This window comes from Flavobacterium polysaccharolyticum (assembly GCF_038739875.1).
Taxonomy (GTDB): domain Bacteria; phylum Bacteroidota; class Bacteroidia; order Flavobacteriales; family Flavobacteriaceae; genus Flavobacterium; species Flavobacterium polysaccharolyticum.
In genome coordinates, this window is the sequence record NZ_JBCGDP010000007.1 from 64,638 (window position 1) to 77,650 (window position 13,013).

Consider the following 13,013-nt stretch of genomic DNA (forward strand, 5'->3'; position numbering starts at 1 on the left):
GAGAATACCCAAATCTATGTATATAATCAGATGGTTTTTTTGTCAAAACCTTCTGATAAAATTCAACAATACATCGATTTAAAAAACGGTTATAACATTAGCACTATTAAAGATCGAAATACTGTTTTCAAAAAAATAATCTCTTTTGATAGTTTACCTATTCCTAAAAAAGAAAATGATACTCGTGTCATATTGGGCTATGAATGTCAGCATGTTTCTTTTTCTTATTTTTCAAATAGAATTGATGTTTGGTACACTGAAAAAGCTGCAGTAAAAGGGACTCCTAATAGCAATTATCTGCCAAATAGAAATGCTCTTGTATTGCAAATGGTTTATAATGGCAATCAGACTTTAACAGCTAATGCCATAACCAAAGTTAAAAAGTATGAACCATTTATTACTTATGATGATAAGACAGTATTAGTTGATAAATCAGAATTTGAAGAAATTCTCATTAACTCTAGATATACTAAATTGCATATTTTTGATAATGAAAAATTAAACTTCAATTCTAAGTCAATAATTCCAAAAGAAGAAGACCTTATTTCAGATAAGGTTTATCATTTTTCTAACGGAAGTGTAGTTCTGAAAAAAATAAAAATTACTCCAGAATTAAAAAACAGTAATGCTGTTTTTGCAAAATTAACTTGTAAGTCTAATGGGGATGCCTATGACAGGACTGGTTCAGTATTCATTATTCCAGAAAAAAAAGAGAGAGAGATAACTACTTTATTAGATGCTTATTTACATGGATTGGATCGATTACCAATTTATACAGATAGTAAAGCAAATAAATATCAAGGAATTATAAAAGAAAAAGGATATTCTCCAGCAATTGAATTACTTAGGTTTTTTACGCCATTTGGAGTAAATCATTTTAATGATAAACGAAAAATAAATAATTATAACTGGGCAAATGAAGTCGTTTATAAAGAAGACATTACCTCTCTTGTTCCTACAGATGAAGATGAAATTTGGATTGGCGTTTTTATAGGTAATTATGATGCTGGTGGCCATATAATAAGTCTAGAATTTGATGCTTATCCATTAATGAATAATGAAAGTAACATAAAAACGAAAAAGTATATAGTACCTTTATTTTCAACAGTTAATACTATGGAAATGTCAGGTCAAAATTATGGTGGACTTTTTGCTAATGATACTTTGAAAGTAAATTTCGAAATTAAGGAAGAGGTAAAAAACTTACAGCTTTTATATACAACAACAGGACATGGGGGCTGGGGAAATGGAGATGAGTTTGTACCAAGAATGAATAAGTTGTTTGTTGATGGCAAAGAAGTTTTTAAAATTATTCCTTGGCGAACTGATTGTGCCACATATCGGTTATTTAATCCTGCTTCAGGCAATTTCTCTGATGGTTTATCTTCTAGTGATTTAAGTCGTTCAAATTGGTGTCCGGGAACATTAACCTTTCCTTACATTGTTCCATTGAATGACTTACAAAAAGGAAATCATGTGATAGAGGTAGTTATAGATCAAGGTCCAAATGAAGGGCCTAGTACAAATCATTGGAATGTTTCAGGAGTTTTGGTCGGACAATTGAATAATTAATTGTTAAATAAAAATACGGTTGTTGTGATTTTTTTATTCAGTGATTAATTTAATTTCCGAAAATCATGCTTCATAGTTAAATAATACTATTAAAGCTGTGTAGAATATACATGTAAGGAAAAAGGATATTTTCAATCAATTAAAAAAGTTTAAATGACTTCATCAAAAAGTTTAAAAATAACAATAAACAATGATTTTAAAATTTAATTATTTAGTGCTAATACTAATTTTGTTTAATGTTTCCTGCTCTTCAACAAAGAAATTAAAAGTAGGCAATATAACTAATACGCTCATAACGAATCAGCCAATAACTAGCAGTAGTCATGCGGCAACATTAGTTGAGTTGGAGTCAAACCAACTTATGGCAGCGTGGTTTGGTGGGAAGCATGAAGGTGCTAAAGATGTAGGGATTTATACAGCGGTTTATAATGGGAAAGTCTGGTCTGCTCCTAATCAATTGATTAAGCCCTTAATCAGAGAAGGAGATACGTTACCTTGTTGGAATCCAGTATTATTCAAAAGTAAAAGCCAAAATTTGTATTTGTTTTACAAGGTTGGGAAAAATCCCAGAGAATGGTTTGGTGCCATGACAGTATCAAAAGATAATGGGACTTCTTGGAGCGCTCCTAAATACTTACCTAAAGGATTACTTGGCCCCATTAAAAATAAGCCTATTGAGGTAGGCCAAGGTGTTATTTTGTGTGGCAGCAGTACTGAAAGTATTGATAATAAAGAATGGCGAGTACATGTTGAAATGTATACAGAAGCAACGGATAGTTGGGAGAAGGTTGCTGTTGAAAATGAAAAGGGGTTTAATATCATCCAGCCGACATTTCTTGTTCATTCAAAGAATACTATTCAAATGTTATCCAGAAGTAAGCACAATAAAATCATCAGTAGTTGGTCTACCGATACAGGCCAACAATGGAGTCACACTGACAGCCTGAATGTGATTAATTCTAATTCAGGAATTGATGCAATAACATTGTCCAAAAAGTCTTTTTTATTGGTCAATAATCCATTACCGCAAGGTAAAGACTGGTTCAATGGGCGCAATGTTCTTGATGTAGAATATTCTAACGACGGACTGCATTGGAAAAAGCTTTTTGATCTTGAAAATCAAAGCGAAGGAGAATTTAGTTATCCTGCTGTTATTCAGACTTTAGACGGGAAAATACATATTTTATATACTTACAATCGAAAATACATTAAGCATGTAGCTTTTAATATATAAATTAGCTTTAAGATTACAGTTTTTAAATCCTTAATGACCTTAAAAAAATGATAATTACATTTTTTAAGATCCATCAAACAGGGCGTAAGACATACTTGAACTTTTATGTTTAGTTTTAGTAATTTATTATTAGGGAGACATTTACATCTATTAAAAATTCAATTTTAATACACAAAAAATATGAAGAGAGTTTGCTTATTTATTGGGTTGAGTTTGTTGTTTTTTTCACCTGTTTTTTCGCAGCATACAAAGTTATTTACATTGTTAGCTTCGGAAGATACAGGTATTAAGTTCAATAATTATCTTCCAGAATCTCCTCAACTTAATATTATTACTTATGAATATTTTTATAATGGAGGTGGAGTGGCATCTGGGGATTTCAATAATGACGGATTAATCGATTTGTATTTTACTTCAAATTTACAACCCAATAAGATGTATATCAACAAAGGCAATTTAAAGTTTGAAGATGTTACTAAAAAAGCTGGTGTTGGTGGGCGAAGAGGTTGGAAGACCGGAGTAAGTGTAGTTGACATAAATGGAGATGGATGGTTAGATATTTATGTTTGTTATTCAGGCGATGTAGAACCTGAAAAAAGAAAAAATCAAATGTTAATTAATAGTGGACCGAATGCTATTGGAGAAATTTCATTTAAGGATAAAGCTGATGAAATGGGTATTGCAGATCAAGGATATGCTACACAAGCCGCTTTTTTCGATTATGATAATGATGGGGACTTAGACCTTTTTGTACTGAATCATAATATCAAACAACTGCGAAATTTTGATGCTTCTTTCGTGAAAAAAATGATTGACCCTGATGCTGGTGATCGGTTGTATCGCAATGACGCTAATCGTTTTACGGATGTTACTGTACAAGCCAACATCATTTCTAATCCTATCGGGTACGGATTATCTGTTGTCGTGAGTGATGTTAATAATGATGGTTGGGCAGATTTATATGTTTCTAATGATTATGTCGAAGAAGATTATTTATACATAAACAATACTGATGGAACTTTTACGGAAAAGTTGAAAGAACAGATTGGACACATTTCTAACTTTTCTATGGGTGCAGATATTGCGGATATAAATAATGATGGTTGGTCAGATATTTATACCCTAGACATGCTTCCTGCGGATAATAAAAGGCAAAAATTATTATATGCACCAGACAATTATGAACTCTACGAAAACACATTAAAAAATGGTTTTTATCATCAGTTGATGCGTAATATGCTACAAGTAAATAATGGGAATAATACTTTTAGCGAAACGGGGCAATTAAGTGGTGTTTCTAATACCGACTGGAGTTGGTCCGCTTTATTTGCCGATTTTAATAATGATGGGAACAAAGATTTATTTGTTTCAAATGGATATGGTAAGGATATGATTAATCGTGATTTTGTTAAGTTTTATGCAAACGAACGGTTAAAACATTTAAGAGGAGAAACCGAAGACAATATGTTCCAAATGCTGAAAGGAGTGCCTTCAACTCCCCTTCATAATTTTATATTCGAGAATACTGGGCATCTTCAGTTCAAGGATCAATCAATAGATTGGGGGTTAGAAGATGAAAATTTTTCTCACGGTGCTGTTTATTCAGATCTAGATAATGATGGGGATTTGGATCTTGTTATAAACAGAATGAATGATGTAGCCGCTATTTACAAAAATAATGCAGTTGAAATAGGTAAATCTGGAAGTTATTTGAATTTAGATTTGAGAATGTCCATCCAAAATACAAATGCTTTAGGAGCAAAAGTGAAAGTGTTCACTCCCAAAGGTACAGTAACTCAAGAAAATTACCCAGTTCATGGTTTTCAAAGTTCTATGCAACAACCAATGCACATAGGACTCCCTTCGGCTACAATTGATTCTATTTCTATTTATTGGCCTAATAGAAAAATACAGACTATAAAGAAAGATATTGTTGCAAATACATCTATTGTAATTAAATATGAAACCACAAAGGTTAATTCAATTGCCCCCAAAGCAGTTAACAAAACAATCTTTTTTTCAGAAAACAATACGATTCCATTTAGTCATTCAGAGGAACAAACCAATGATTTTAAAGTACAACCTTTAATGCCTAATATGATTTCTTACAGCGGGCCACATATGACAAAAGGGGATATTAATAAAGATAAGTTAGAAGATATTTTTATTTGCGGTGCAAGAGGACAGTCAGGACAATTATTATTGCAACAACCCAACGGAGAATTTATTACTTATAATCAAAAAGATTTTGATGATGATAAAGCATCAGAAGATACAGATGCCTTGTTTTTTGATGCAGACAGTGATGGTGATTTAGACTTATATGTAGTAAGTGGCGGATACGCTTTTGGTGAAAAAGCACCAGAGCTACAAGATAGATTGTATATCAATAACAATAGTGTATTTGAAAAAAGAAATAATGCATTACCTCTTGAAACGAATAGTGGTTCTTGTGTAAAAGCTATCGATATTGATCATGATGGTGATCTAGATTTATTTGTTGGGAGTCGTGTGATTCCAGGAAGATATCCAGAGACGCCAAAAAATATGTTATTGATAAATGACGGGAAAGGGTTTTTTACCAATAAGATAGAAGCTATAGCACCAACTTTAGAAGAAATAGGGATGGTCACTGACGCCTTATGGTATGACATCAATAAAGATGGCAAAGCCGAGTTGATTGTTTGTGGGGAATGGATGAAAATTAGTTGTTTTGAAAATAATGGAGGTAAATTTTCTGATGCAACTAACAAGTATTTTCCCGAGTCTTTAGAAGGATGGTGGAATCGACTAGCTTTGGCTGATTTTGATGCTGATGGAGATATGGACTTAGTGGCTGCCAATTGGGGAAATAACAGCCAAATTCATGTAAATGAGAAAGAACCCGCAACATTGTGTTACGGAGATTTTGATAAAAATGGGTCGGTAGATCCTTTTGTTTCTTGTTTTGTACAAGGAAAATCATTTCCTATGGCCAGTAGAGATGAACTTACAGATCAAATGGTTAGTTTACGCCAGCGGTTTCCAAATTACGAATCCTATTCAGAAGTTACGATCAACGAAATTTTAACTTCAGAACAATTAAAGCTATCAAAGCAATTAAAAGCGTCTACTTTCGAAACGGTTTGGTTCGAAAATAAAAACGGAGGTTTTGTAAAACATAGTTTACCAATTCAGGCGAATTATGCTCCTGTTTATGCCATTGGAACAGCTGACTATAATAATGATGGTAATCTGGATATTTTATTAGGAGGTAACATAGAACAAACTCGAATTAAAATCGGAAAAATTGATGCTAATTATGGTGTTTTATTAACTGGAGACGGAAAAGGAAATTTTACTTATATCCCTCAGTTAGATTCAGGTTTAATAGTGAATGGCTGTGTTAGAGATATTATTTCAATCCAGTCCAAAGAGGTAAAAAGAGTCATTTTTTCAGTAAATAATCAAACTCCTTCTGTTTATAATTTTAATTAAATTCATATGAATAAAGTTGGCTTCGTTTTATTCTTGATCCTTATTACTGGGAAGGTGTTTTCTCAACAAGATCAAACATTTTCATCCAAAGAGTATATCATTGCTTTAAAAAAGGTTACAGATGTAATGGTTAATGATGTGACTTCCCCAGTAGCAGCAGGGAGATATTATTCATATGTAACACTTACTTCAAATGAAGTTTCGTCGTTATTTGACCAAAACAGCAATTCTTTGTATCCCGCTATTAGAAGTTTTAAAAAGATCATAATTCCTGATACACTTGTTTCAAAAAGCAGTCAATCTTTTGCAACAGTTTCCGCAGTTTTTAAAATGGCTGAAAAACTTTTGCCCTCTGGTTATTTATTCTCTGATAAAATCGATTCATTGCGACAAGTAGCAATTAAAAAAGGAATTCCTAAAGACCAAGTGCAACATTCGGAGGAGTTAGTAAATTTGGTAGTTAAGCAAATGATAGAGTACGTAAAAACGGATGGATTTAGTAAATTGAGTAGTTATAAAAAGTACAGTCCTGTAGTAGGCGAAGGTTATTGGGAGCCCACAGGTCCTGGCTATATGCAAGCTCTTGAGCCCAATTGGAATACAATTAGACCCTTTTTACTAGAATCATCTAGTCAATTTAAACCAAAAGAACCCGCGGCCTTTGATCTTGCTTCGACGGCTTCTTTTTATAAGCAAATGAAGGAGGTGTATACGGTTGTAAATAGTTTGACCAAGAAGCAAAGAGCGATTGCCAGTTTCTGGGACTGTAATCCTTTTATTTTAAATCAGATTGGTCATGTTGAGTTTGGGTTGAAAAAAATTTCACCTGGCGGACATTGGATGGGTATTACTGGAATTGCTTGTTTAAAAAAGCAAATAAGTTTATCGCAGACAGTTTTTATTCATTCCGTTGTGGCAATTACTTTGCATGATGCCTTTATTAGCTGTTGGGACGAAAAGTACAGAAGCAATAGGATAAGACCAGAAACCGCAATTAAGAAATATATCGATAAGACATGGAAACCTTTATTACAAACGCCTCCGTTTCCTGAATATACATCTGGACATAGCGTAATTTCATCAGCAGTTGCCGTTGTGCTTACCCAATTTTTTGGCGATAACTTTTCTTTTGAAGATACTACTGAAATTGAATTTGGTTTGCCTGAACGAAAATTTAAATCCTTTATACAGGCTTCTCAAGAAGCCGCTGTTTCTAGATTATATGGTGGCATACATTATAGAGATGCTATCGATAATGGTGTTTTGCAAGGACAAGAAATTGGCAAGTATATGGCATCTAATCTGCTAAGGAATTATAAGATTGATAAGTAATTTATGTGTAAAGCATAGAAAAGCCGGTTTGGGAAAAGTGCTTTTTTCTCTATATAAAATAGAACCAACCGACTAAATTTTAGAGCCAATCGCTATTTTAACTCCTTTTTTTGTTGTAAACTTGTAAGTGTAATAAAAACACTTAAAAAATGAAACAAGTTCTCACTTTAGGAATAGTACTGTTGTTTTTCACTTCGTTTACGGTGAAATCCAGTCCTTATATTTTGGTCAACGCTGATAAAACTATCGAAGTAGCGTTTGAGTTGTCTCCTGAAAAAACAGCTGTTTATCGGGTTTTCTATAAAAATAAATTGGTGATCAATACCTCGCAACTAGGCATTATCCGTGAAGATGCCAATTTTTACTCGGATTTAAAAATTGTTGCAATTTCTAGAGCTAAAAAAGTAAATGATCATTACACCATGCTTCAGGGCAAGCGAAAAGATATTTCTTATTTGGCCAATCAATACATTGTAAGTCTTGTAAATGGCAAAGGCGAACCGATGGAGATCATTTTTCAACTTTCGAAAGATGGCGTGGCTTTTCGTTATTATTTTCCTTCCTATTCTAAGGATATAAAAAAAATAATTGAAGAAAAAACGACCTACAATTTCGATTCTACTACCAAATCTTGGTTGCAACCTATGGCCAAGGCCAAGACGGGATGGAAAGAAACCAACCCTTCTTACGAGGAACATTATGCCATGGGAGTTCCTGTACTTACTCAACCAGAGATAGGCGAAGGATGGGTGTATCCAGCACTTTTTGAAACCAATGCAGCATGGGTGTTACTTTCAGAAACTGGACTACACGATAAATACTGTGGTTCAAGATTGGTTTATAACGACAATGCACAGGCATTGCAGGTTACTTTTCCTCAAAAACAAGAAGTTTTTCCTAATGGTGCGCTACAACCTGAATCTGTTTTGCCTTGGCGCACCCCTTGGCGTCTCATAACTATTGGTACTTTAAGCACAATTACCGAAAGTACTTTGGGAACCGATCTGGCCGAACCAGCTATCAAAATGGATACTTCTTTCATAAAAGGAGGACTAGCTTCATGGAGTTGGGTGCTGTTGAAAGACGAATCGGTTAATTATGCTATTACGCGTCAGTTTATAGATTATGCGGCGAGTATGAATTGGCCTTATTGTTTGATAGATGCTGATTGGGATACCCGAATTGGCGTTGATAAACTCAAAGAATTGGTTGAATATGGAAAAACCAAGAAAGTAAAATTACTAGTTTGGTACAATTCTTCTGGGAGTTGGAACGGAACAGAATACCATCCTAAAAGTAAACTCTTGACACCAGAAAGTAGAGCCGCCGAATTTGGAAGGTTGAAAGAAATAGGCATTGCGGGAGTCAAAATAGATTTCTTTGGAGGCGACGGCCAATCGATGATTGCTTATTATCACGAATTATTGAAAGCTACAGCCAAATACCAATTGTTGGTTAATTTTCACGGTGCGACACTTCCTAGAGGTTGGCAGCGTACCTATCCTCACTTGTTGACTACAGAGGCCATCAAAGGGGAGGAGTTTATTACTTTTGGACAACCCGATGCCGACAAACAGCCTACACATTGTGCTACTATTCCGTTTACACGTAATGTTTTTGACCCTATGGATTTTACTCCCATGGTACTCGATGCTATACCTGGAATTACACGTAAAACAACCCCTGCCTTTGAACTGGCACTTCCTGTTTTGTTCTTGTCGGGAATTCAACACATAGCCGAAATTCCTGAAGGAATGGCCAAAATGCCTAGTTATGTTGTGGATTATTTAAAAGATATACCAACGAATTGGGAGGACTCCAAATTTATTGAGGGCTATCCTGGAAAGTATATCGTAATGGCAAGAAAGAAAAATAACATCTGGCATATTGTGGGCATCAATGCCGAAAACGTAGCCAAAACAATAACAATCGATTTGTCATTTGTAACCCAAACAAACGGCTTTTTGATTACTGATGGTGAGAATGGTTTTGAAAAGCTTCCTGTTACTAAGGCAAAGCCACTTTCGGTAACCATACAGCCCAACGACGGATTTGTGGTAAAAATATAATCGCTATGAGGATTGTGTAATTTATGATAAAACAAATTTGGTTGGTTTTTCTTCAGGATCTGTGCTACTGTTCTTATGAACATCCTTTTGATTTTGAATAAGAACCAACCAATTTTTCTTTAAAATAGTAACGAACTTCTTCGATAGGAATTAGAATTTAAATCAATAAAAAACCCCGAAAGTATAACTCTCGGGGTACTAACTAATACCATAATTACAAGCAATAACCAGTTGACTTATTTATGTGTAGAAAAATTCAATCTATAATTAGTTAGGGTTTCTTTCATGGGTTGTTCTGATTTCGATGATTGTATTTAGTAAATAAGATGTATTCAAAAAATCAACTTACTTTACTTATCGAACCCAGATTATTTATTTTATTATTTAACCGAAAACTTAAAAGTTGTTTTTGTTTTATAGTTTTCCCCTGGACTTAACGCAGTCGTAGGAAAATCTTTTTGATTGGGCGAATCTGGATAATGTTGTGTTTCCAAGCAAAAACCAGTTCTATGCGCATAGGTACCACCGTTTCTCATTGGTAAAGTTCCATCCAAAAAGTTACCAGAGTAGAACTGAATACCAGGTTGGTCTGTGTACACTTCTACTACTCTTCCGCTTGTAGCATGATAAGCTGAGGCTACTAATCGTTCTCCTTTGTTTTGGTTGTTCAAGACCCAGCAATGGTCATAACCCAATCCGTTTTTCAATTGTTCGTCTTTGGCTTCTATTGCTGCACCAACCAATTTCGGTTTTCTAAAGTCAAATGGAGTATTGGTAACATCCGTCAACTGTCCAGTTGGAATCAAAGTTGCAGCTACAGGAATCAATTTGTCTGCATCAATCATGATTTCGTGGTCTAAAATAGGTTTAGAAAAATCAGCAGACAGATTGAAATACGAATGTTGTGTTAGGTTTACGATCGTTTTTTTATCGGTAGTGGCTTCATACAAAACATCCAAAGCATTGTCTTTATTCAAAGTATAGGTTACAAAAACCGTCAAGTTGCCAGGATAACCTTCTTCCATATCTTTGGCTACATACTTCAATTTTAGCGAAGCAGTATCACCTCCTTTGGCTTCTTCGGCAGTCCAAACCACTCGGTGAAAACCTTCAGGACCTCCGTGCAAGGCATTTGGGGTGTTGTTGATCGCCAAGGAATATTGTTTTCCATCCAAAGTAAATTTACCTTTTGCAATACGGTTGCCATATCTTCCGATAAGTGCTCCAAAATACGGATTAGGCTTCATGTATTGTTCCAATGAGTTAAAACCAAGTACCACTTCCTCGGATTTTCCCGCTTTGTTAGGCACTTTTAGGGAAGAAATAATTCCACCATAAGTGATGATGTCAACTTCCATTCCTTTTTGGTTTTTCAGTGTATAGCGGTCTATTTGTACCCCTTTATCTGTTTTACCATACATTGTTTTGGCTATAGATACAGCATCCGTAGCTTTCGTTTCAAGTGCAGTTTCCGCTGCATCTGTTTTTTTTTCTCCTTTGCATTGCACATTCATACTTGCTAAACTTAAAATGGAAATTCCATAAATACAACGTTTTACTAGATTCATATATTTGTTTTTTTGGTTTTTAGAAATAACTATAAACAAAAAATTTTTGTTGGGCGTGCCCCTTCGTCTCGTCAGAAAAGACGAGACTACGGGTCGTGCTGTACGTTCCCGCTTTTTTTTGATTCCGAAAAAACGGAATCAAAAAAAGAGCTCCACTGCCATCACTCACGCGGACAGTGCTAACCTACACCTTTTTCTTTTTACAAGCCATGTTGAAACAAATGAAAGTATGCTTCATTAGCATTAAGCTTGTCTTTAAAGTCTCTTATTGTTGTTTTTTCATCAATTACCAATAATTCGATGCCAGCAATATCTGCAAAATCTTCCATAAATTCGGTAGTTACTGCTTGGCTATAAACCGTATGATGCGCCCCACCAGCAAGAATCCAAGCCGTAGCTGCAATATCAAGGTTTGGTTTACAATCCCATACGACACGCGCCACAGGAAGTTTTGGTAAATCAGCCATTGGTTTTACAGCCGTTACTTCGTTTACAATCAATCTAAAACGAGTACCCATATCTACCAAAGATACGTTGATGGCATCGCCAGCTGGAGAATTAAACACCAAACGGGCTGGATCTTCTTTTCCACCAATGCCTAACGGATGTACTTCACAAGAAGGTTTTCCATCTGAAATGGAAGGACAAATTTCTAACATATGTGATCCTAAAACATACGATTTTTGTGGAGTGAAGTGGTAGGTATAATCTTCCATGAACGAGGTTCCTCCTTCAAGGCCTACATTCATAACTTTCAACGCTCTTACCATTGCTGCTGTTTTCCAATCGCCTTCGCCACCAAAGCCGTAGCCATCGGCCATCAAACGTTGTGTCGCAATTCCAGGTAATTGTTTCCAAACGCCTAAATTTTCAAACGTATCAGTAAAAGCTCCAAAACCACCTTCTTCCAAGAAAGCTCTTAGTCCTAATTCTATTTTTGCAGCATCTACTAGTGATTGTCTTTGTGCTCCACCTTCTTTCAAAGAAGGAGTCAAAGTATAAGAAGCTTCATAAACCGCCAATAAATCGTTCAGTTGTTTGTCGGTTATTTTCTCGATATGTTTGGTCACATCCGATGAGTCGTAACCATTTACAGATACACCAAAACGTATTTGAGCTTCTACTTTATCCCCTTCCGTAACGGCAACTTCTCGCATATTGTCGCCAATACGAGCCACTTTTAGGTTTTGTAATTCATTCCAGCCTAAGGCTACTCTTGTCCAATTGCCTAATTTGGTTTGTACTCTTTCGTCCTCCCAATGACCTACCACTACTTTGCGTTTTTTACGCATTCTAGACATGATAAATCCAAACTCTCGGTCTCCATGAGCGGATTGGTTCAAGTTCATAAAATCCATATCAATACTAGCCCAAGGGATTTCGGCATTGAATTGGGTGTGTAAATGGCATAAAGGTTTGTTCAAAATACTCAAACCACCAATCCACATTTTGGCTGGAGAGAAGGTATGCATCCAAGCGATGATCCCAATACAGTTTTTGTTGGTATTGGCTTCTAAGCACACATTTGTAATTTGTGCAGGCGATTTTACGACATCTTTATAAATTAATTTAACGGGTAATTTTGCAGAAGCATCTAGCCCTTTTGCAATAATTTGTGAATGTTCTGCTACTTTTCTTAGAGTTTCTTCACCGTATAATTCTTGGCTTCCGACTACAAACCAAATTTCTTTTTGAGAGAGATCTATCATTATAATATTTTTTTTAAATTGTTTAAAGGTTAACATTGTTTAAAGGTTCGTT

At 35.0% G+C, this 13,013-nt stretch carries 7 protein-coding genes; 5 read left to right on the forward strand and 2 right to left on the reverse strand.

From position 1 onward, the window contains the following. The first annotated feature begins 12 nt into the window (after window positions 1–12). From WFZ86_RS08775 to WFZ86_RS08795, 5 genes are all read left to right on the forward strand, one after another. Window positions 13–1,572 carry a PNGase F N-terminal domain-containing protein gene (locus tag WFZ86_RS08775; RefSeq protein ID WP_483788275.1) on the forward strand — a complete coding sequence of 520 codons (1,560 nt, stop codon included), beginning with the start codon at window positions 13–15 and terminating at the stop codon, window positions 1,570–1,572. A gap of 214 nt (window positions 1,573–1,786) precedes the next feature. After that, on the forward strand, window positions 1,787–2,806 hold the full coding sequence (locus WFZ86_RS08780) for a sialidase family protein (protein WP_342691588.1): 1,020 nt from the start codon (window positions 1,787–1,789) through the stop codon (window positions 2,804–2,806). Between the two features lie 180 nt (window positions 2,807–2,986). Beyond that, window positions 2,987–6,283, forward strand: a complete 3,297-nt coding sequence (locus tag WFZ86_RS08785; protein ID WP_342691589.1) for a VCBS repeat-containing protein — start codon at window positions 2,987–2,989, stop codon at window positions 6,281–6,283. A 6-nt stretch (window positions 6,284–6,289) separates the two neighbouring features. Then, a complete protein-coding gene (locus WFZ86_RS08790) occupies window positions 6,290–7,615 on the forward strand; it encodes a vanadium-dependent haloperoxidase (protein WP_342691590.1) in 1,326 nt (441 codons plus the stop codon). 149 nt (window positions 7,616–7,764) lie between these two features. Further along, window positions 7,765–9,684, forward strand: coding sequence for a glycoside hydrolase family 97 protein (locus WFZ86_RS08795; protein WP_342691591.1), 1,920 nt, complete (start codon window positions 7,765–7,767; stop codon window positions 9,682–9,684). Between the two features lie 380 nt (window positions 9,685–10,064). Here the strand turns inward: WFZ86_RS08795 and WFZ86_RS08800 are convergent, their stop codons facing one another. Both WFZ86_RS08800 and araA read right to left on the reverse strand, forming a co-directional pair. Next, complete coding sequence (locus WFZ86_RS08800) at window positions 10,065–11,252, reverse strand: aldose epimerase family protein (RefSeq protein ID WP_342691592.1); 1,188 nt, start codon at window positions 11,250–11,252, stop codon at window positions 10,065–10,067. A gap of 200 nt (window positions 11,253–11,452) precedes the next feature. Then, the gene (gene araA, locus WFZ86_RS08805) at window positions 11,453–12,961 is read right to left on the reverse strand and encodes an L-arabinose isomerase (RefSeq protein WP_342691593.1); all 1,509 of its coding nucleotides are present in this window, start codon (window positions 12,959–12,961) and stop codon (window positions 11,453–11,455) included. Between the last annotated feature and the right edge of the window lie 52 nt (window positions 12,962–13,013).